Origin of the sequence: Acidovorax sp. CF316 (assembly GCF_000276605.1) — a bacterium.
GTDB lineage: Bacteria > Pseudomonadota > Gammaproteobacteria > Burkholderiales > Burkholderiaceae_C > Acidovorax.
Genome location: NZ_AKJX01000210.1, coordinates 1 through 20,656, shown reverse-complemented (window position 1 = coordinate 20,656; position 20,656 = coordinate 1). Strand labels below are relative to the sequence as shown.

Sequence of the window (20,656 nt, the reverse complement as noted above, 5' to 3'; positions counted from 1 at the left end):
ACTGTACGCCTGGGGTGTTCAGAGAAAAACCACCCAGTCGCGAACTGACTGTTCCAGTTTTGGAAATAGTCGACCGCGTACGGGAGGTGCATGGACTCCCGGTGCAGGCCGCTCTCTGCAGGGCAAGGCAGGCACCGCAGGCCCGACAATGCACATACCCAGTTGACTCATCTAGGTATAAATCCTGAGATTCTGGCGAAAATTAGTATGTGTATGGGTTTTCAAAGTATCAACTGAGCATCAGAGCATCGGTATCGTTCAGGTCATCAATGCCAGCCATCCGACCGGCGTTGAATGGCAGATCCATACCAACTACGCAGGAGACGTTTCGATGCCCCGTTCCACCCGTCCACACACCCGCCTGGCCCTGGCCGTAGCCGCCCTGGCGGCATCGCTGTGCGGCGCCGCTGCGCATGCGCAGACCGAGCTCGTGATTGCCACCGTGAACAACGGCCACATGATCGAGATGCAGAAGCTCTCCAAGAACTTCGAGCAGGCCAACCCCGACATCAAGCTCAAGTGGGTCACGCTCGAAGAAGGCGTGCTGCGCCAGCGCGTGACGACCGACATCGCCACCAAGGGCGGCCAGTTCGACGTGATGACCATCGGCATGTACGAAGCCCCCATCTGGGGCAAGAAGGGCTGGCTGCAGGAGCTCAAGACCGACGCCGCCTACGATGTGGACGACCTGCTGCCCGCGGTGCGCAACGGCCTGTCGATCGAGGGCAAGCTGTTCGCCGCCCCGTTCTACGGCGAAAGCTCGATGCTGATGTACCGCAAGGACCTGGCCGACAAGGCCGGCGTGCAGGTGCCCGAGCGCCCCACCTGGCCCCAGATCAAGGACCTGGCCGCCAAGATCCACGACCCCAAGAACGGCGTGTACGGCATCTGCCTGCGCGGCAAGCCGGGCTGGGGTGACAACATGGCCTTCCTGACCACGCTGGTCAACACCTTCGGCGGCCAGTGGTTCGACATGCAGTGGAAGCCGCAGCTCGAATCCAAGCCCTGGAAGGATGCGATCACCTTCTACGTGGACCTGCTCAAGAACTACGGTCCACCCGGCTCGTCGGCCAACAGCTTCAACGAGATCCTGGCGCTGACCAACTCCGGCAAGTGCGGCATGTGGATCGACGCGACCATCGCCGCATCCTTCGTGAGCGATCCCAAGCAGTCCAAGGTGGCCGATCAGATGGCCTTTGCCCAGGCACCCACCATGAACACGCCCAAGGGCGCCAACTGGCTCTGGTCGTGGAACCTGGCCATCCCCGCCGGTTCGAAGAAGGTGGATGCCGCGCAGAAGTTCATCACCTGGTCCACCAGCAAGGAGTACGTGCAGCTCGTGGCCAAGACCAACGGCTGGGCCAACGTGCCCACCGGCACGCGCAAGAGCACCTACGCCAGCCCCGAGTTCCAGAAGGCGGCCCGCTTTGCAGCGGCCGAGAAGGTGGCCATCGACTCGGCCAACCCGACCGATTCGACCCTGCCCAAGAGCCCGTACGTGGGCGTGCAGTTCGCGGCCATTCCTGAGTTCCAGGCCATCGGCATCGCCGTGGGCCAGCAGATGAGCGCAGCCCTGGCCGGCAAGACCAGCGTGGACGCGGCGCTCAAGGCCAGCCAGGTGTCGGCCGATCGCGAAATGAAGAAGGGCGGCTACTACAAGTAAGCCGCTGGCCGGCCACCGAGGGCTGATCGGGGCCCGCGACTCCTCGCTGCGCGCATGTGCGGCGGGGAGTTTCGGCCTCTCAGGTCCTTGGCACCGGCTTCTACCTTGTCTGGCGACGCCAGATTTCTCCCGGGATTCCCATGAACCGCCTGCTCCCCCGCCTGCTGCTCACGCCAGCCATGGCCACGCTCTTCCTGTGGATGATCGTGCCGCTGGTGATGACGATCTACTTCTCGCTGATCCGCTACAACCTGATGCAGCCGGACCAGACCGGCTTTGCCGGGCTGGAAAACTTCGAGTACTTCGTCACCGATCCTTCGTTCGGCACGGCGGTGGTCAATACGCTGCTGCTGCTGGGCAGCGTGATCCTCATCACGGTGGTGTTCGGCATCGCCATCGCACTGCTCATCAACGAGCCCTTCGCGGGCCGGGGCATCGTGCGGGTGCTGCTGATCTCGCCGTTCTTCGTCATGCCCACGGTGAACGCACTGATGTGGAAGAACATGATGATGAATCCCATCTACGGCGTGCTTGCCCAGGTGTGGATGTTCTTCGGCGCGCAGCCGGTGGACTGGCTCACCGACCACCCGCTGTTCTCGGTCATCGTCATGGTCTCCTGGCAGTGGCTGCCGTTTGCCACGCTGATCTTCATGACCGCGCTGCAGAGCATGAACCACGAGCAGCTCGAAGCCTCGCGCATGGATGGCGCCAACTACCTGCAGCAGCTGCGCTACCTGTATGTGCCGCACCTGGCGCGCTCGGTGGCCGTGGTGGTGATGATCGAACTCATCTTCCTGCTCAGCATCTTCGCCGAGATCTACACCACCACCGGTGGCGGGCCGGGCGATGCGAGCACCAACGTCACCTTCCTGATCTTCAAGCAGGCGCTGCTCAACTTCGATGCGGGCGTGGCCTCGGCCGGCGCGCTGTTCGCGGTGGTGCTGGCCAACATCGCGGCGGTGTTCCTGATCCGCATGGTCGGCAAGAACCTCGACAAATAACCGAAGCACCACCATGACCGCATCTGCCCGACGCCGATCCTCCTACCCCCTGGGCCTCTTGGCCCTGCGCACCGTGGCCGCCTGGGGCGTGGCCCTGCTGCTGTTCTTCCCGCTGGCCTGGCTGTTGCTCACCGCGTTCAAGACCGAGCTGCAGGCCATCGCGGTGCCGCCGCAGCTGTTCTTCATCCCCACGCTCGAAAACTTCCACGAGGTGCAGGAGCGCAGCGACTACCTGCTGTACGCCAAGAACTCGGTCATCACCAGCGTGCTTTCCACCGTGGTGGGGCTCATGCTGGCTGCGCCGGCGGCGTATGCCATGGCCTTCTTCAAGGGCAAGTACACCAAGGACATCCTGATGTGGATGCTCTCCACCAAGATGATGCCCGCTGTGGGCGCGCTGGTGCCCATCTACGTGCTGGCGCAAAAGAGCCACCTGCTGGATACGCAGCTGGCGCTGATCATCGTGTTCGCGCTGTCCAACCTGCCCATCATGGTGTGGATGCTGTACTCGCACTTCAAGGACATCCCGCGCGAGATCCTGGAGGCCGCGCGCATGGACGGCGCCACCCTGTGGCAGGAGGTGCGTCTGGTGCTGCTGCCCCTGGGCATGGGCGGCCTGGCGTCCACCGGCCTCCTGTGCCTGGTGCTGTCGTGGAACGAGGCCTTCTGGAGCCTGAACCTGAGCGCTGCCAAGGCCGGCACGCTGGCCACGCTGATCGCCTCGTACTCCAGCCCCGAGGGCCTGTTCTGGGCCAAGCTGTCTGCCGCCTCGCTGATGGCCATCGCGCCCATCGTGGTCTTTGGCTGGTTCAGCCAAAAGCAGCTCGTTCAGGGCCTGACCTTCGGTGCGGTCAAGTAAGCGCCGCAGTTTTTCTCCCAGTTTTCAAGATTTCAGGAACCCGATTCCATGGCCTACCTCCAACTGCGCGGCATCGAGAAATTCTTTGGTGAGCACCGCGCCATCAAGGGCATCGACCTCACCATCCAGCAAGGCGAGTTCATCGTCTTCGTCGGCCCCTCGGGCTGCGGCAAGTCCACGCTGCTGCGCCTGATCGCGGGGCTGGAGAACATCGACGGCGGCTCGCTCATGCTCGATGGCCGCGACATCACCGACCAGCCTTCGAGCAAGCGCGACCTGGCCATGGTGTTCCAGAGCTATGCGCTGTACCCGCACATGAGTGTGTACGAGAACATGAGCTTCGCGCTCAAGCTCGCCAAGGTCGACCCGGCCATCGTGCGCGAGAAGGTCGAGCGCGCCGCGGCCATCCTGAACCTCACCACCTACCTGGAGCGCACGCCCAAGGAACTTTCGGGCGGGCAGCGCCAGCGCGTGGCCATCGGCCGTGCCATCGTGCGTGCGCCCAAGGTGTTCCTGTTCGACGAGCCGCTGTCCAACCTGGACGCTGCCCTGCGCGGCCAGACCCGCGTGGAGATCGCCAAGCTGCACCGCGACCTGGGCGCCACCACCATCTACGTGACGCACGACCAGGTGGAGGCCATGACCCTGGCCGACCGCGTGGTGGTGCTGCGCGACGGGCTCATCGAACAGGTAGGCACGCCGCTGGAGCTGTACGACAGGCCCGCCAACCAGTTCGTGGCCCAGTTCATCGGCACGCCGCAGATGAACGTGGTGCCCTTGCAGCAGCTGCCCGCACCGGTGCAGCAGCAGGCCCCGGCGGGTGCGGCGGGCGGCGCCATCGGCCTGCGCCCGGAAAACATCGCCGTGCGCAACACCGGCACCACGCCGGTGGGTGGGCAGGTGGACCTGGTCGAAGCGCTGGGTGCCGAAACGCTGATCTACGTGAGCACGCCCGGCGGCGCGCAGTTCGTCTCGCGCCAGAACGACCGCACCAGCCTGCGCGCGGGCGATGCCGTGAGCCTGGACATCGACGCCTCGCAGGCCCACTGGTTCGATGCGGCAGGCCACGTCGTGGCGGGGCAGGGCGCGTGACCGCCGTGCATCCCCTGCAAGGCCAGGTGGCCGCCGTCACCGGCGCGGCATCGGGCATCGGCTTTGCCAGCGCAAAGGCGATGGCGGATGCCGGCGCGCGCGTGGTGCTGATCGACCGCGATGAAGCAGCCCTGGCCAGGGCCTGCGCCGCGATTGGCGAGCGCGCTTCGCCATTAGTGCTGGACCTGCTGGACGCCAAGCAGTGCGCGAGCCTGCTCGAACGCACGCTGGCCATCGCGGGCCAGCTCGACGTCTTCCACGCCAATGCCGGGCTCTACGTGGGCGGCGACCTGGTCGATGCCGACCCCGATGCCATCGACCGCATGCTGCAGCTCAATGTCAACGTGGTGATGAAGAACGTGCACAACGTGCTGCCCCACATGATCGGGCGCGGCCGCGGGGACATCATCGTCACGAGTTCGCTGGCCGCCCATTTCCCCACGCCGTGGGAGCCCGTCTACGCCTCCTCCAAGTGGGCGGTGAACTGCTTCGTGCAGACCGTGCGCCGCCAGGTGTTCAAGCACGGCATCCGCGTGGGCGCCATCTCGCCGGGCCCGGTCATCACCTCGCTGCTGGCCGACTGGCCTGCCGAAAAACTCGAAGAGGCCAAGGCCAATGGCAGCCTCATCGAGGCCGCCGAGGTGGCCGAGGTGGTGCTGTTCATGCTCACCCGCCCGCGCGGCATGACCATCCGCGACGTCGTGATGATGCCGACCAATTTCGACCTCTGAGATCCCCATTTTTTCGCATCCACGCACCATGAATTTCATCCTGCACCTGGGCCTGGGCTCGTTCCACCGTGCCCACCAGGCCGTCTACGTCCACCAGCTGCGCCAGCAGGGCGATACAAGTTGGGCCATCCTGGGGGGCAACCTGCGCCCCGACATGGCCGAGACCATTGCCGCGCTGCAGGCCCAGGGCGGGCGCTACACGCTGGAGACCGTCACGCCCCAGGGCGAGCGCAGCTACACCCGCATCGAATCGATCGAGCGCGTGATTCCCTACCAGGACGACCTGGCCCCGCTGATCGCCGCCGGTGCCGATGCCGCCACGCGCATCGTCTCGTTCACCGTGACCGAGGCCGGCTACTACCTGGATGCAGCCAACCAGCTCGACTGGGCCAATTTCCCGGACCTGCGCGCCGATCTCGCAGCGGTCCAGGCCGGCCAGGCGGGCCACAGCATCTACGGCGCCCTGGTGGGCATCCTGCGTGCGCGCATGGCCGCCGGTGCCGGCCGCGTGACGCTGATGAACTGCGACAACCTGCGGCACAACGGCGAGCGCTCGCGCGGCGGCCTGCTGCAGTTCATCGACGCGCTGGGCGATGCCGCGCTCAAGGCCTGGGTGCAGGAGCACACCAGCAGCCCCAACGCCATGGTCGACCGCATCACGCCGCGCCCCACGCCGGACGTGGCCGAGCGCGTGAAGGCCGCCACCGGCTGGGACGACCAGGCCGCGCTCATGGGCGAGAGCTTCATCCAGTGGGTGATCGAGGACCGCTTCATCGCCGGGCGCCCTGCATGGGAGGCGGTCGGCGTGGAGATGGTGGACTCGGTGCAGGCCTACGAAGAGGCCAAGATCCGTTTGCTCAACGCCACCCACAGCTGCATCGCCTGGGCGGGCACGCTGGCGGGCTACCAGTACATCCATGAAGGCACGCACGACGCCGCCATCCGCCAGATGGCCTACGACTACGTGACCGACGACGCGATCCCGGTGCTCCACACCCCAGAGCAGCCATGCCCCATCAACCTGGAGCAGTACCGCGACGTGGTGCTGGACCGCTTTGGCAACCCCGCCATCGCCGACACCAACCAGCGCGTGGCCATGGACGCGTTCTCCAAGATCCCCGGCATGATCGCGCCCACCATCCGCGACCAGCTGGCGCGCAATGTTTCGTTCGACAGCGTGGCCATGCTGCCCGCGCTGTTCCTGGCCTACCTGCAGCGCTGGCATGCCGGGCAGATCCCCTACGCCTACCAGGACCAGGCCATGGACCCGGCCGTGGCCCACGCGATCTGCGATGCGGCCGACCCGGTCGCCGCGTATGCCGCCGATGCGACGCTGTGGGGTGAGATGGCCTCGGACCCACGCCTGGTCGCTACGCTGCGCAGAGCCTACGCCCGGGTGCAGGCTTTCGTGGCGGAACGTGCAAAATCACCGGGGTAAGTGGAGCAGCCTGCCCCCAGGAATGACGCCATGACCGTGAAGACCACGCCTGTCTCCCCGCGCCAGACCAAGCCCGAGCTGGAGCACGACTATGTGCGCTCGCCCGAGCTGGGTTACGAGCCGCCCGAAACAGCGGGCTTCATCCGCTGCCTGTCGCACGGCTTTCCCACGCCGCTGGCGCGCTGGCACTACCACGACGAGTACGAGCTGCACCTGATCACCGCCACCTCGGGCAAGGTGTTCGTGGGCGACTGGATCGGCCAGTTCCAGCCTGGCCACCTGGTGCTGACCGGGCCGCGCCTGCCGCACAACTGGATCAGCATGGACCTGCCCGAAGGCGGCGTGCCGCTGCGTGATCTGGTGATCCAGTTCTCGCATGCCCCGCTCATGGCCAGCAGCGAGAGCATCCCCGAGCTGCGCGAGGTGCTGCCCCTGCTGGAGCGGGCCCGCCACGGCATCGAGTTCTTTGGCATGGAGGCACAGGCGCAGGAGCATTGGCACCGCATCAAGGCGCGCCAGGGGCTGGCCCGGTTCGGCGCGTTCTGCGAATTTTTGAGCGACCTGGCCCGCTGTACCGACTTTCGGCTGCTGTCGAGCACGCAGCTGCAAAGCGAGGACAACGACACCCAGCTCGACCAGATCAATGCGGTGGTGAGCCGCATCACCGACCACCTGGCCGAGCCCCTGTCGGCCGCCGACCTGGCGCAGGAGCTGGGCATGACCGAAAGCCGCTTCTCGCGCTTCTTCCGCCGGGCCACGGGCAACACCTTCACCGACTTCGTGAACCTGGTGCGCGTGAACCGCGCCTGCCAACTGCTCATGGAGTCCGAGCGCTACATCACCCACATCGCCTACGACGTGGGCTTCAACAACATGGCCAACTTCAACCGCCGCTTTTTGGACATCAAGGGCATGACGCCCAGCGAATACCGCAAGCAGGGCGCCGGCCGCTTCGGGATCAAGGCATGACAGCACTTCTCCCACTGCTTCAGGAATAGTGCATGTACCTGGGTATTGACTTGGGCACCTCGGGTGTCAAGCTGCTGTTGTTGGGAGAGGACCAGCAGGTGCACGCGGTGGCCGATGCACCCGTGCCCCAGCACCGCCCCCAGCCCACTTGGAGCGAGCAGCACCCGGCCCACTGGCTGGCGGCCACCGAGGCCGCCGTGGCGCAGCTGCGCGCCCAGGCACCTGCCGCCTGGGCCCAGGTGCGCGGTATCGGCCTGTCGGGCCACATGCACGGCGCCGTGGTGCTGGGCGCGCAGGGTGAGGTGCTGCGCCCCGCCATCCTCTGGAACGATGGCCGCGCCGCGGCCGAATGCGCCGAGCTGGAGCAGGTTGTGCCCACCTCGCGCGCGATCACCGGCAACCTGGTCATGCCCGGCTTCACGGCGCCCAAGCTGCTCTGGCTGCGCAAGCACGAGCCCGAGGTCTTTGCACGCACGCGCAGCGTGCTGCTGCCCAAGGACTGGTTGCGCCTGCAGCTCACGGGCGATGCGGTGAGCGACATGTCCGATGCGTCGGGCACGCTGTGGCTGGACGTGGCGCGCCGCGACTGGAGCGACACCCTTCTGGCCGCCTGCGGCCTGACCCGCGCCCACATGCCGCGCCTGGCCGAGGGCAGCGATGCCACCGGCGTGCTGCGCGCCGACGTGGCTGCCCGCTGGGGGCTGCCCGCCGGTGTGGTCATGGCCGGCGGCGGCGGCGACAACGCCGCCAGCGCGGTGGGCGTGGGCGCACGCCAGGCGGGGCAGGGCTTCGTGTCGCTGGGTACCTCGGGCGTGGTGTTCCGGGTGTCCGAGCGGTTCGCGCCGGCCACCGAAAGCGCCGTGCATGCGTTCGCCCATGCGCTGCCTGGCCGCTGGCACCAGATGGCTGTGATGCTCAGCGCGGCCAGTGCGTTCGGCTGGCTGGCCCGCATCACCAGGCAGTCCGAGGCTCAGCTGTCCGCCGCCGTGCAGGGAATGGATCTGGCGCGCCATGCACAGGCACCGCTGTTCTTGCCCTACCTGAGCGGTGAGCGCACGCCCCACAACAACGCGGCCGCCACCGGCGTCTTCATGGGCCTGCGCGCCGAGCACGATGCCACCGACATGGCCTGCGCCGTGATGGAGGGCGTGGGCTTCGGCCTCATGGACGGATTGCAGGCCATGCAGGCCGCGGCCGGCGAAGGCGCGGGCCCTGCCGCGCCGCTGGCCCTGGTCGGCGGCGGTGCCCGCAGCGATGCCTGGGCGCAGTTGCTGGCCAGCGGCCTGGGCTGCCCGCTGGAGCGGCCCGAAGGTGCCCATGCCGCCGCCGCCCTGGGCGCCGCGCGCCTGGCCGCCATGGCCTGCGGTGGCGACGAAGCCCTGTGGTGCCAGGGCCTGCCAGCAGAGGCCCGCTTTACCCCCCAGCCTGCGCAGCAGGCCCTGCTGCAGGAGCGCCATGCGCGCTTCAAGGCGCTGTACCCTGCGCTGCTGCCCCATTTCTGAACCGTTCGTTCTTTCAACCATGTCCACACACTCCCCCGTACAGGTCGCCATTGCCGGCGAAGCGTTGATCGATCTCATCCGCCGTGCCGACGGCCACTACGAGCCCTGCCTGGGCGGTGCGCTGTACAACCTGGGCCGGGCGCTGGCGCGCCAGGGCGTGGGCACGCAGTACCTCAACCCCCTGTCGCGCGACCGCTTTGGCCGTGAACTCGCGGCGCAGCTGGTGGCGGATGGGGTGCAACTGGCCCAGCCCATCCCTGTGGGTGAAGTCACCTCGCTGGCCGTGGTCAACCTCACCGAACACGGCCACCCCGACTACGCCTTCTACCGCGAAGGCGTGGCCGACCGCACCGTGACGGCGCCAGGGCTCGGCGCCGCCTGTGCCGCCCATGGCGGCGCACTGCAGGTGGTCTGCACCGGCGCCCTGGCCCTGGATGCGCGCGATACCGCCATCTACCTGCCCTGGCTGCAGGCCCAGCGCGCGGCCGGCCGCTGCGTGGTGGTGGACGCCAACCTGCGCCCTTCCGTCATGCCCGACCTGCCGGCCTACCGGGCCCAGGTGCATGCGGCCCTGGCCGAGGCGCACCTGATCAAGGCCAGCGACGAAGACCTGGACCACCTGCAGGTGTCCGGCACCGGGCCACTGGCCCGTGCCCGCCACCTGCTTGCCGCCAACCCGCGCGCCCGCCTCATGGCGCTGACACTGGGCGGCGAGGGTGCCTGGCTGCTTCGGCAGGGAGAGGACGGTGGCCAATGGTTCGCGAAGGAGGCCGAGCCGCTGGCCGTGGTCGATACCGTGGGTGCCGGTGACAGCTTTCTCGCGGGCCTGCTCGCGTACCTTTTGCGCGCGCAGGCGCAGCAGGGCACGCTGGCACCCATCGGCATGGCAGACTTCATTGCAGCCCTGCCTGCTGCTACCTACCAGCAGGCCCTGCACCATGCCCTGGCCAGCGCCAGCCTGTGCGTGCAGGAGCGCGGCTGCGTGCCGCCCAGCTGGCAGGCCGCACAGCACTGGGCTGCAGCCCACCCCGCGCGGCAGGGCTGAAGCGCAGGCGAATTCGCCGCGGTGCGAGGTGGCGGCGTGGAACCGGTCGGTAAGATGACTGGTGGGCAGGGGCGGCTGTCCGTTGGAGCGCCGCATTGTGACCGGCGCTGGGCGTGCGGGAGATTACAGACCTTTACCCGTGTGCTACGCGCAGCATGATCGTGTACGGGGCACCCGTCACCGGCTCCAGGTGCGAGGCCAGGGTGCGGAACCCCATCCGGGCATAGAAGCTTTCGTTGCGTGCGGAAAATGTCTCCAGGTAGCAGGCCACGCCTGCCTGGTCGGCCGATGCCAGCGCGGGCGCCAGCAGCCGGGCGCCGAGCCCCTGGCCCTGGGCGGCAGGGGCGATGCCCAGGATCGACAGGTACCAGGCGCCCGCCAGCTCGGCGCCGCTGGCGCGCGGGCCCATGAAGGCAATGATCCGGTGGTAGTTGTCCATGCCGCGCGGGCCCAGCACGGCCGCCAGCTGCGCCTCCTTGGCGCGTGCGCTGGCCGCTTCGACTTCGGGTGGACGGGGCAGGCTCCAGATGGCCATGCCCAGGCGCGGATCGTCGGGCGTGTGGCACAGGCCGCCATGCTGCGCCTCGCGCACGGCGCAGTCCAGGTAGTGCTGCAGCACCGCGAGGCGCGCAGCCGCATCGTGCGCGAAATCGATGGTGACGGCCTGGTAGAACGGATCGTCGATCAGCGATGCCGCCAGGGCCGGCGTGGAAGGATGAAGGGGCGGTGTGGACATGGGCGCGGACCTTACCAGACCCGCACGGTGGTGTCCCGCCTCAGGACCCGGGCTGCGCGTAGGCCTCTTCGAAGAAATAGTCCTTCCACGAGGCAGCCTTGTTCTTGAGCACGCCGAGCTTCTCCAGTTCGTCGGCATAGACGAAGGTGCGGTGCGGCGACACGGTGAAATCGTTCTCCGGGTCTTCCACGATCTTGCGCACCAGCTCGGGCGCGAGCTTGGACTTCTGCACGCGGATGAAGATGTCGGCGGCCTTGGCCTTGTCGGCCTTGATGATCTGCGCGGCCTCGACCAGCGCGGCGTAGAACGCCTTGTAGGTCTTGGGGTTCTCGTCGTGGAACTTCTGCGTGGTGTAGAGCACGTTGAACGTGGCCGGCCCGCCCAGGATGTCGTAGGAACTGATGAGCTTGCGGATGTTCTTGTTGGCGGCCAGGGCCTGGTAGTAGAACGGCGCGCTCGAGAAGTGCGTGTTGATCTCGGTGGCCCCTGCGATCAGCGCGGCCGTGGCCTCCGGGTGCGGCAGGCTCACCGAAATCTTGTCGAAGCGCTTGAAGTCGTCCTTGCCGAACACGCGCGCCGTCTCGATCTGCAGCGTGCGCGACTGGAAGCCCACGCCCGCAGCTGGCACGGCGATGCGGTCCTTCTCGCCCAGGTCCTTCAAGGTCTTGACCGTGGGACTGTTGGTCAGCAGGTAGTTGGGCAGCGAGCCCAGCGCCGCCACGGCCTTCACATTCTGCTTGCCGCGCGTGCGGTCCCACAGCGTGAGCATGGGCGGCACGCCGGCGGACACCACGTCCAGCGACCCGGCCAGCAGTGCCTCGTTCATGCCCGTGGCGCCCGAGATGGCGGCCCACTCCACCTGCACATCCAGGCCCTGCTGCTTGCCATGCTTTTCGATGAGCTGCCGGTCGCGCACCACGTCCAGGATCAGGTAGCCGATGCCGAACTGCTGCGCAATGCTGATCTTGCCCTCGGCGTGCGCCATCAGCGGTGCCAAGCCCAGCAGTGTGGCCGCCGCCAGGGTGCGCCAGCGCCGTCCGTCCATGGCCCATCCCTTTTTTGCATTCCGTCCTGGCATTCCCTGTTTCCTTGCGTTCGTTGATCGTCGTCGTGCCCGCCGGTGGCGGTCGGGCGCAGGGGACGAACTCTAGGGGGAAGGGGTGCGCAGGGGAACGAATGAATCGTGGGTTTATAAGAACCAACTCATCTATGGGCGTGGCTGCTGGTGGTAGTGCAGGTGCAGTGCGCGCCAGCCTTGGGCAGAGCACTGCCAGAGCTCGGTGAAGAGCACGGGCGGGTGGTCGCCGCGCGGCGTGGTGATGCGGCCCAACCCACGGGCCGACACGATGCCGTCGCTGACCGCACGCAGCTCCAGCTGCGCGTCTTGTGCGCGGCTGCCTGCGGGGAACCAGCGGCCCGCACGGACGGCGCTGGCGATGCCGGCCAGCCGGCCCGCACCCGCCTCGACACCCGCCTCGCTCATGGCGAAGAAGGCCGGGTCTTCCAGCGCTGCGAGGCGCTCCGTGTCGCCGGCCAGATAGGCCTCATACCAATGTGCGCGCGTTGCCCGCAGTTCTTCCAGATGCACCGCTGTCTCCTGCCGTGGTCATGATCCGGACGATGGTAGCGGCGAAAAAGGCGTGTGCTGCGCGCGTTACGCGGTGTTGCCGCCGGCGCGTTGCCGTGCCGCAGGGTGCACCGGCCGCGCCAGCCCCAGGTGCTCGCGCAGCGTGCGGCCCTGGTACTCGGTGCGGAACAGGCCGCGGCGCTGCAGCTCGGGGATCACCAGCTCGGCAAAGTCCTTGAGGCCGTGCGGCAGGGTGGGTGCCAGCACGTTGAAGCCATCGGCCGCGCCGGTGGTGAACCAGTGCTCGAGCTGGTCGGCGATGGATTCGGGCGTGCCGACGATGGTCCAGTGCCCGCGCGCGCCGGCCACCTTCTCGTAGAGCTGGCGGATGGACAGGTTCTCGCGCCGGGCCATGCCCTCGAAGAGTTCCTGGCGGCTCCGCCAGCCCTCGGTCACCGGCAGGTCGTTCGGAAACGGCCCGTCGATGTCGTAGCCCGACAGGTCCACATTGCCCAGGAAGGTGGAGAGCAGGCCCACGCCCAGCACCGGGTCGATCAGGCCCTGCAACTGGTCGAACTTGTCCTGCGCCTCCTGCTGCGTGCGCCCGACGAAGGGCGAGATGCCGGGCAGGATCTTGAGCTGCCCGGGCGTGCGGCCATGGGCGGGCAGCCGCGCCTTGAGGCCGCTGTAGAAGGCGCGTGCCTCGGCCGCACTCTGCTGCGCGGTGAACACCACCTCGGCCGTGGCGGCGGCCAGGTCCTGGCCATCGCCCGAGGAGCCGGCCTGCACCAGCACCGGGTAGCCCTGGGGCGCGCGCGGCGTCTGCAGGCCGCCGTGCACCTTGTAGTGCTCGCCCGTGTGGGCCACGCGGTGCAAGCGGGCCGGGTCGAAGAAGCGGTTGGCCGCCTTGTCGTGGATGAAGGCCTCGTCCTCCCAGGTGTCCCACAGGCCCTTGACGATCTTCACGTACTCGTGCGCCCGGGCATAGCGGTGCGCATGCGCGAGCTGCTGCTCCAGTCCGAAGGCGCGCGCCTCGAAATCGCTGCCCGAGGTGACCAGGTTCCAGCCGCTGCGCCCGCCGCTCACCTGGTCCAGTGACGCGTACTTGCGCGCCAGGTGGTAGGGCGGCAGGTAGGTGGAAGACACCGTGGCCACCAGGCCGATGTGCGTGGTGGACTGCGACAGCGCCGCCAGGCTGATGAGCGGATCGAGCGGATACCACAGGGCATTCTTGGCCACCACCTCGTCCGGCGGGCCGGGCAGGCCCACGTTGTCGGCGAAGAAGATGGCGTCGAACTTGGCGGCCTCGGCGATGCGCGTCCATTCCTTGAGCGACTCGATGCGGCCGGCCGCAGCCGGGTCCACGTCGGGGTGGCGCCAGGCGGCCAGGTGGTGGCCTACGCCAAAGAAGAAGGCACCGAGGTGCATCTGGGGGCGGGGAGTGGTCATGGTGGGCAGTGGAGCAACGACCGCGCCCGCCACCCCCTGGAAGGGAGTGCGGGCGCAGACTGGAACGAGGGCGTGGCGGGTGCCGCCGCCGCCTCAGAGTTTGGCGATGGAGACTTCGGTCGACTTGACCAGGGCCACCACCTCCGAGCCCACCACGAGCGCGAGTTCATCGACCGAGCGCGTGGTGATGACGGAGGTGACGATGCCGTAAGGCGTCTCGACGTCGACCTCGGAGACGACGGAGCCGCGGATGATCTCGCGGATCTTGCCGCGGAACTGGTTGCGGACGTTGATGGCCTTGATGCTGGATGACATGGGGTGTGCCTTGTGGGTCAAAGGGGTGGTGGTAGGTTGCGCCAGGGCGTGCGCCGCAAGGGGCCGCTCACCATGAATGCGCCAGAAGGGGGCGGGGCAAGGAGGCCGCCAGGGAGGCGCGTGCCGCCTGCGCCGCAGCCGCCACCTGGGCCTCTGTGCGCCGCAGCACCCGCGTGCGCACATGGCCGTGCGGCGCGCGGCGTGCCAGTGCCGCGGGGGAGTCTGGTGCCACGCCCCAGGCCTGCGCCGTCAGGGCCAGCACGCGGCGTGCCTGCGCTGCGGGTGATGCCGGTGGAAGAAGAGCGTTGTCGCGGGCCATGGCGAGGGGTCTGGATTCAGGCGCGGGCCGCCGTGCCCGGGCTGCCTGGCTGCACCGGCTGTGCCTGGGCGGAGGTGGCGACCAGAAAGCCCGCGATCAGCGCGACCGCGCACACCACGAGCGCACTGATGGCCAGGTTGCGCAGCGCCTTCCAGAAGGCGCCGTCGGGCGGACTGAGGTCGATGTCTTCGGTGGTCACGGGCAGCATGGCGCAGGCTCCAGGTTCGTCGTCGTCGCAGGCAAGCGGTGTGGGCGCGATTGTCGGAAGCGGGTGGCCGCAATGGAACGACTTTTGCGTCAGTTGCATATAGCCAAATCAACCGAGTGAGCGCGGGGGGGCGTGGGGGCTCAGGCGCTCACGGGCAGCGGTGCCTGCGTGGGCACCCTGGTGCGGCGCGCATCGATGCTCCAGGGCCCTGCGCCAGCGGCCGCGATGTACAGGAACACGAAGGAGAACAGCACGGCGGCCTCGCCCTGGTTGAGCGAAGGCGCCAGCACATGTCCCTTGGTGGCATGGCCGATGAAGTAGGCGAATGCCGTGAGGCCCGAGAGCACGAAGGCCGTGGGCCGCGTGAACAGGCCCACGAGCAGCAGCACCCCGCCCACCAGCTCCAGGATGCCGGCCAGGCCGAGCAGGGAGACGATCTGCAGGTTGTCGAAGTACGCAACGTGCGGAAAGCCCAGCAGCTTGGCCGAGCCATGCTGGATGAGCAGGAAGGCCGAGATGATGCGCAGCACGGACAGCGCACGGGGCGCCAGGAGTTCGGGGTGGCGAAGCAGTGACATGGTGAAGTCCTTGCGTTGGGAGGAGAGACGAAGGGGCCGGCGCCTGGTTCCCCTGTTGGCACCGACCCGTGTCATTTTGCGCAGGCAGGCCAGCGCCTCCAACGAAGGAATGCGAGTTTGCAGATGCGGTTTTTGTTGGCCGCTATGCCGCTCCTTCCTCGCTCCTCCCTCGCCCCTCCCGGTCTGCGGACGGCGCCCGTCAGTGCGCCGCCGCCAGGGCCGGCAGAAACTCCACCCCCGTCCTCTTCACCAGCTCCTGGTAGCTGATGGGCGGGCCTGCCCGCTCGCCCGCGCGGTTGGCCTGCCAGTGCGCCCAGGCGCGCTGCGTGCTGGCGTCGTACACCAGCTTGAACAGGTAGGCCGGCACGCGCACCCGGTTGCCACCGATGGTGGGACTCTCGGCAGTGAAGACCGGGCCGGTGATCACGTACACGTCGCCCCGGGCACGCAGCACATAGCGCCGCGTGTCCTGCTCGATGCGGGCCCAGGGGCCGCCGTTCTGCTTGGGGTCCTGCGGCACCATGTTGGCCAGCGAGAAGCTCTGCGCCATGGCCGTGGGGGTGGACATGTCCGCCGCCGGCGCCATGTGCCCGCGGCTGTAGCCCGAGCGCTTGTAGTCGTCGAGCTCGGCGCGTTCGCCGCGGGGCAGGCGGGCGTCGGCAAAGAACTTGTCGGCGCGTTTTTCGTCCGCGCCCTCCAGCACCTGGCGGTTCAGGCGCTGGGCCACGTAGACCGGTGTGCGCGTCTCGCCGCTGTGCAGCACGGCAAAGGCCTCATAGCACAGCTCGCGCTGCAAGGCGCGGCGCGGCGCGGGCGGCGGCTTGCCGCCCGCGAAAAACTGCGGGCAATGCCCGAAGCCCGTGGGCTGCGTGCTGCGCAGGCCGGGGATGCTGTCGAGAAAGGTGGAGGGAGTGCGGGCGAGGGAAGGGGCGACGGCGCCAAGGACCAGCGCCAGGGCCGTGGCCCCACGCGCGGCGCGGGGCCAGGAAAAAAGCAGATTCAAAACAGGGTGTCAAAGCAGCGAAAAGGGCGCTGATTGGACCACCGTGGCGGGCCTGTTTTGGCCTTGCGGGCCGTAATGTTGAAAGGTTTTTCTGTCGCTTGCAGGGCTTACGTTTGGAGGCAGGACAGCAGGCCCGTCAAAGCTCTTTCGCGTAGACGATGAAGCCGTGGTGTTTGGCCACCTTGTCGTACAGCGCGCGACCTGCCGCATTGCCCTCCTGCGTCTGCCAGTACACGCGCGACGAGCCGGCCGAACGGGCCTGTTCGTACACGGCTTCGATCAGCAGGCGGCCGACGCCACGCCCGCGCGCGGCCTCGCGGGTGAACAGGTCGCTCAGGTAGCAGACCGGTTCGATGCGCGTCATGCTGCGGTGGTACAGGTAGTGGGTCAGGCCCAGCAGGGCGCCGCTGCTGGCTTCCTCTTCGGCCACCAGGCAGTGCACCGGCTCGGAGGGGTCGAGCAAGCGCTGCCAGGTGTTCGCTGTGATGTGCTCGGGCAGGGCGGTGGCGCCAAAGCGGCCGTAGAAGGCGTTGTAGCCGTCCCAGAGCGGGCGCCATGCAGCGTAGTCACTCGCCGTGACGGGGCGGACGTTCACTGGGGTCGCCATGCGAGGTGCTCCAGTCAGCGGTTGAGCACGCGCCCGGGGTTCATGATGCCCTGTGGGTCCAGCGCCTGCTTGACGGCGCGCATCATCGACAGCGCCACGGGCGACTGGTACTTTTCGAGCTTGTCGGCCTTGAGCTCGCCGATGCCGTGCTCGGCCGAGAAGGAGCCGCCGAACTCGGCCACCGCGTCGTACACCAACTGGTGCACATGCTCTTCGTGGTCGCGCAGGAAGGCCTTGGGATCGCCTTCTACGGGCGCCTGCACGTTGTAGTGCAGGTTGCCGTCGCCCAGGTGGCCGAAGTTGACCAGGCGCACGCCCGGGATCTCGCGGCGCAGCACGGCGTCGGTGTGGGCCACGAAGGCAGGGATGCGCGAGATCTGGATCGAGATGTCGTGCTTGATGTTCAGGCCCTCTTCGGCCTGCGCCAGCGGGATGTTCTCGCGGATGTGCCACAGCTGCTGGGCCTGCGCGAGGTTCTCGGCGACCACGGCGTCGGTCACGCAGCTGGCCTCGAACGCCGTCTCCAGCAGTGCCTCGAAGCGGCCGCGGGCGTGCTCTTCGGATTCGCTGTCGGAGTTTTCGAGCAGCACGCACCAGGGCGCGTTCTCGTCACCCAGGAAGGGCACGCGCAGCTGTGGCATGTGCTTGCCCACCAGGCTCAGCGCAAACTGGCCCATGACCTCGAAGCCCGTGAGGCCCGCACCCAGGTGCTTGTGCGCCAGGCCCAGCAGGGCCACGGCGTGCTCCATGGAGGGCACGGCCGCCCAGGCCGTGAGGCGTGCGGCGGGCTCGGGGTAAAGCTTGAGCGTGGCGGCGGTGATGATGCCCAGCGTGCCTTCGCTGCCGATGAACAGGTCGCGCAGGTCGTAGCCGGTGTTGTCCTTGCGCAGGCCCTTGAGGCCGTCCCAGACCTCGCCCTGGGCGGTGACGACTTCCAGGCCCAGGCACAGGTCGCGCGCATTGCCGTAGCGCACCACCTGCGTGCCGCCGGCATTGGTGCCCAGGTTGCCACCGATGGTGCAGCTGCCCTCGGCCGCGAGCGACAGGGGGAACAACACGCCCGCGTTCTGCGCCACGTCCTGCAGGTTCTGCAGGATGCAGCCGGCCTCCACCGTCATGGTGAGGTTGTCGGTGTCGACGCTGCGCACGGCGTTCATGCGCGTGAGGCTCAGCACGATCTGCGTGCCGCTGTCGTCGGGCGTGGAGCCCACCGCCAAGCCGGTGTTGCCACCCTGCGGCACGATGGCCGTGCCGGCCGCGGCGCAGGCCTTGACCACGGCGGCCACTTCCTGCGTGCTGGCGGGGCGCACCACGGCCAGGGCCTTGCCGCGCACGCGACGGCGCCAGTCCTGCTCCCAGGCGGTCAGGTCGCCGTCGGTCAGCACATGGGCCGGGCCGACCAGGGTGCGCAGGGTGTCGAGGAGGGTGGTGGTCATGTCGTTGGCCTTTCGTCTACAGCGGTCAGGGCTGCTGCCGGGGCGGGCGCCAGGGCATTGATTGCAGCGTGATGGTGGATTGTCGGGTGGGGCTTGTACCGTGTCAGGTGGCGGGTGAGGACAGCGCCTGCTGCCCTTCCTGTGATTCTCTGGCGGCTGCCATGGCCATGGCCTTGGCGTTGCGCTGGCGCAGCCGCACGTGCAGCGTGCAGGCCGTGAAGAGCACCAGGCACAGCAGCACCTCGGCCCAGGCCAGCCACTGCGAGGGCGGCTTGTCACCCCAGCCGCGCACCACGCCTTCGGTGAAGTACAGCCAGATCACCAGGCTCACCCAGCGGTAGGTGTACATGCGGTTCTTGAGCAGGCCGGCCAGCGGAATGCACAGCGGCAGCGCCTTCAGGGCGATCCACGAGCCACCGGGGCGCACGGGGGCCAGCACCAGCTCCCAGGCCAGGCACAGCACGATCAGTGCCATCACGCTGCCCGTGGCGGCCCAGCGGGTGGCAGCGATGGCGTGGTCGGAGACGGGAAGGGGAGCGGTCATCGGTGGTGGTGCAGCAGTGGCAGTCGGTGGATGGTGGCGCAGAGGCTCAAAAACGTTCGGAGGGTCCGGGTGCGATGGGCGGGCTTGGTGGGCAATCCCTTGTCATTGTGCTTGCGGCCCGCCGCGTACTTGGGCCCACAATGCGCGGTGTATGTCGCCTGCCCGCATTCATTGCGATGCAGCGTTTTCGCACCCCCTGTGGCCCCTTTCCGGGCCTAGGATCATATCGGCCATGCCCTTGACCTTGCAGACTGTAGCCTTGCGCATCGAAGCGCTGATCACGCAGCTGTCGCATTTCCCCTGGAAAACGACGGCCCTGACCCTGCGCGAGCGCTTTCGCGAGGACCACCTGGGCCTGACAGCCAGCAGCCTGACCTTCACGACCACGCTGGCGCTGGTGCCTTTCTTCGTGGTGGCGCTGGCGGTGTTCACCGCGTTCCCCATCTTCGGCAAGGTGCAGGACGTGCTGCAGCGCTGGCTGGTCGACAGCCTGGTGCCCGACAGCATCTCGCGCCAGGTGCTGGGCTACCTCACCCAGTTCGCGGCCAAGGCCAGCAGCCTGGGGGTGGCGGGCTTCAGCATCCTGCTGGCCACGGCGCTGGCCCTGATCCTCACCATGGACCGCACGCTCAACGACATCTGGCGCGTGCGCCGCCTGCGCCCCCTGGGCCAGCGCGTGCTGATCTACTGGGCCGTGATCACCCTGGGCCCGCTGCTGCTGGGCGTGAGCCTGGCCGTCACCTCGTACGTCATGTCGGCATCGGGCGGGCTGGTGAAGGCGCTGCCCAGCGGCGTGCAGCTGCTGTTCGATTCGATCCAGTTCTTCGTGCTGGCCGGCTGCATGGCGGCGCTGTACCACTACGTGCCCAACACCCCCGTGAAATGGCGCCACGCCTGGGCCGGCGGCCTGTTCGTGTCGGTCTGCATCGAGCTGGCCAAGCGGGTGCTGGCGATCTACCTGAGCAATGTGCCGACCTATTCGGTGGTGTACGGCGCGTTCGCCACCCTGCCCATCCTGCTGGTCTGGATCTATGTGGCCTGGGTCATCGTGCTGCTGGGTGCGGTGGTGACCGCCTACCTGCCCAGCCTGCTGGCCGGCGTGGCCCGGCGGGGCACCGTGGCGGGCTGGAACTTCCAGCTCGCGGTGGAGGTGCTGCAGGAGCTGTACCTGGCGCGGCGCCATGCGCAGAAGGGACTGCGTGCGAGCGAGCTGGCACTGCTGCTGCGACTCGATGTGCTGCAGCTCGAGCCTGTGCTCGATGCGCTGCTGTCGCTGGACTGGGTGGGGCAGATCAACGACGCGCAGGCCGACCCGGATGCGGCGGATGTGGCGGAGCCGCGGTATCTGCTGTTGGTGGATCCTGTGGCTACTTCGGCCGAGCCGCTGGTGGAAAAGCTGTTGCTGGAGCGGGCGGAGAGTCTGGGGTCGTTTTGGAGCAGTGCGGGGTTGGAGAAGATGAAGGTGGCGGATTTGCTTCGGGGGGCGGTGCGGGGGTGAGCTTGTTTCGTCGATTGTGGTTGCTGCGTGCTTTGGTTGAGGGCGGAGGCCGGGATGTGCGCCCGGCGGCGCAGTAACTTTCTCTTGCGTCGCCAA

Annotated in this window: 22 protein-coding genes; 10 read left to right on the top strand and 12 right to left on the bottom strand. The window is 67.9% G+C overall.

Annotated features, from left to right (window positions below; genetic code table 11):
• Positions 1 to 331 precede the first annotated feature (331 nt).
• The 9 genes from PMI14_RS26030 (at position 332) to PMI14_RS25990 (ending at position 10,300) form a co-directional block, all read left to right on the top strand.
• Positions 332 to 1,663 (top strand): sugar ABC transporter substrate-binding protein, encoded by a 1,332-nt coding sequence (locus PMI14_RS26030; protein ID WP_007859039.1) that lies wholly within the window; start codon positions 332 to 334, stop codon positions 1,661 to 1,663.
• A 140-nt stretch (positions 1,664 to 1,803) separates the two neighbouring features.
• Complete coding sequence (locus PMI14_RS26025; RefSeq protein WP_007859036.1) at positions 1,804 to 2,664, top strand: carbohydrate ABC transporter permease; 861 nt, start codon at positions 1,804 to 1,806, stop codon at positions 2,662 to 2,664.
• 13 nt (positions 2,665 to 2,677) lie between these two features.
• On the top strand, positions 2,678 to 3,523 hold the full coding sequence (locus PMI14_RS26020; RefSeq protein WP_007859034.1) for a carbohydrate ABC transporter permease: 846 nt from the start codon (positions 2,678 to 2,680) through the stop codon (positions 3,521 to 3,523).
• Between the two features lie 48 nt (positions 3,524 to 3,571).
• Positions 3,572 to 4,615, top strand: coding sequence for an ABC transporter ATP-binding protein (locus PMI14_RS26015; protein ID WP_007859033.1), 1,044 nt, complete (start codon positions 3,572 to 3,574; stop codon positions 4,613 to 4,615).
• The gene (locus tag PMI14_RS26010) at positions 4,612 to 5,346 is read left to right on the top strand and encodes an SDR family oxidoreductase (protein ID WP_007859031.1); all 735 of its coding nucleotides are present in this window, start codon (positions 4,612 to 4,614) and stop codon (positions 5,344 to 5,346) included. The genes PMI14_RS26015 and PMI14_RS26010 overlap by 4 nt, the downstream gene beginning before the upstream one ends.
• A 28-nt stretch (positions 5,347 to 5,374) precedes the next feature.
• Positions 5,375 to 6,784, top strand: coding sequence for a D-arabinitol 4-dehydrogenase (dalD, locus tag PMI14_RS26005; protein ID WP_007859029.1), 1,410 nt, complete (start codon positions 5,375 to 5,377; stop codon positions 6,782 to 6,784).
• Positions 6,785 to 6,814: 30 nt separating this feature from the next.
• Positions 6,815 to 7,753: an AraC family transcriptional regulator gene (locus PMI14_RS26000; protein WP_007859027.1), complete on the top strand. Its 939-nt coding sequence runs from the start codon at positions 6,815 to 6,817 to the stop codon at positions 7,751 to 7,753.
• 32 nt (positions 7,754 to 7,785) lie between these two features.
• Positions 7,786 to 9,255: a xylulokinase gene (gene xylB, locus PMI14_RS25995; protein ID WP_007859025.1), complete on the top strand. Its 1,470-nt coding sequence runs from the start codon at positions 7,786 to 7,788 to the stop codon at positions 9,253 to 9,255.
• Positions 9,256 to 9,274: 19 nt separating this feature from the next.
• Positions 9,275 to 10,300 carry a PfkB family carbohydrate kinase gene (locus PMI14_RS25990; RefSeq protein WP_007859023.1) on the top strand — a complete coding sequence of 342 codons (1,026 nt, stop codon included), beginning with the start codon at positions 9,275 to 9,277 and terminating at the stop codon, positions 10,298 to 10,300.
• 133 nt (positions 10,301 to 10,433) lie between these two features.
• On the opposite strand, the gene PMI14_RS25985 is transcribed toward PMI14_RS25990, so the two are convergent.
• The 12 genes from PMI14_RS25985 to PMI14_RS25930 form a co-directional block, all read right to left on the bottom strand.
• Positions 10,434 to 11,036 carry an N-acetyltransferase gene (locus PMI14_RS25985; RefSeq protein WP_007859022.1) on the bottom strand — a complete coding sequence of 201 codons (603 nt, stop codon included), beginning with the start codon at positions 11,034 to 11,036 and terminating at the stop codon, positions 10,434 to 10,436.
• Positions 11,037 to 11,076: 40 nt separating this feature from the next.
• Complete coding sequence (locus PMI14_RS25980; protein ID WP_007859020.1) at positions 11,077 to 12,081, bottom strand: ABC transporter substrate-binding protein; 1,005 nt, start codon at positions 12,079 to 12,081, stop codon at positions 11,077 to 11,079.
• A 162-nt stretch (positions 12,082 to 12,243) separates the two neighbouring features.
• Entirely contained in the window at positions 12,244 to 12,624 is a 381-nt protein-coding gene (locus tag PMI14_RS33745; protein ID WP_007859018.1) for a nuclear transport factor 2 family protein, read from the bottom strand.
• A gap of 66 nt (positions 12,625 to 12,690) precedes the next feature.
• A complete protein-coding gene (locus PMI14_RS25970; RefSeq protein WP_007859015.1) occupies positions 12,691 to 14,052 on the bottom strand; it encodes an LLM class flavin-dependent oxidoreductase in 1,362 nt (453 codons plus the stop codon).
• 93 nt (positions 14,053 to 14,145) lie between these two features.
• Positions 14,146 to 14,367 carry a molybdopterin-binding protein gene (locus PMI14_RS25965; RefSeq protein WP_007859014.1) on the bottom strand — a complete coding sequence of 74 codons (222 nt, stop codon included), beginning with the start codon at positions 14,365 to 14,367 and terminating at the stop codon, positions 14,146 to 14,148.
• A 67-nt stretch (positions 14,368 to 14,434) separates the two neighbouring features.
• A complete protein-coding gene (locus tag PMI14_RS25960; protein WP_146187948.1) occupies positions 14,435 to 14,686 on the bottom strand; it encodes a hypothetical protein in 252 nt (83 codons plus the stop codon).
• A gap of 16 nt (positions 14,687 to 14,702) precedes the next feature.
• Positions 14,703 to 14,894, bottom strand: a complete 192-nt coding sequence (locus PMI14_RS25955; RefSeq protein WP_007859012.1) for a hypothetical protein — start codon at positions 14,892 to 14,894, stop codon at positions 14,703 to 14,705.
• Positions 14,895 to 15,034: 140 nt separating this feature from the next.
• Positions 15,035 to 15,472: a DoxX family protein gene (locus PMI14_RS25950; RefSeq protein ID WP_007859010.1), complete on the bottom strand. Its 438-nt coding sequence runs from the start codon at positions 15,470 to 15,472 to the stop codon at positions 15,035 to 15,037.
• A 199-nt stretch (positions 15,473 to 15,671) separates the two neighbouring features.
• Positions 15,672 to 16,475 (bottom strand): DNA/RNA non-specific endonuclease, encoded by an 804-nt coding sequence (locus tag PMI14_RS25945; protein WP_007859008.1) that lies wholly within the window; start codon positions 16,473 to 16,475, stop codon positions 15,672 to 15,674.
• A 136-nt stretch (positions 16,476 to 16,611) separates the two neighbouring features.
• The gene (locus PMI14_RS25940) at positions 16,612 to 17,082 is read right to left on the bottom strand and encodes a GNAT family N-acetyltransferase (protein WP_007859006.1); all 471 of its coding nucleotides are present in this window, start codon (positions 17,080 to 17,082) and stop codon (positions 16,612 to 16,614) included.
• 14 nt (positions 17,083 to 17,096) lie between these two features.
• Entirely contained in the window at positions 17,097 to 18,518 is a 1,422-nt protein-coding gene (locus PMI14_RS25935) for an FAD-binding oxidoreductase (protein WP_007859004.1), read from the bottom strand.
• Between the two features lie 103 nt (positions 18,519 to 18,621).
• On the bottom strand, positions 18,622 to 19,062 hold the full coding sequence (locus PMI14_RS25930) for a DUF2069 domain-containing protein (protein ID WP_007859003.1): 441 nt from the start codon (positions 19,060 to 19,062) through the stop codon (positions 18,622 to 18,624).
• Positions 19,063 to 19,294: 232 nt separating this feature from the next.
• On the opposite strand from PMI14_RS25930, the gene PMI14_RS25925 reads away from it, so the two are divergent.
• Positions 19,295 to 20,560: a YhjD/YihY/BrkB family envelope integrity protein gene (locus PMI14_RS25925; RefSeq protein ID WP_007859001.1), complete on the top strand. Its 1,266-nt coding sequence runs from the start codon at positions 19,295 to 19,297 to the stop codon at positions 20,558 to 20,560.
• Positions 20,561 to 20,656 lie beyond the last annotated feature (96 nt).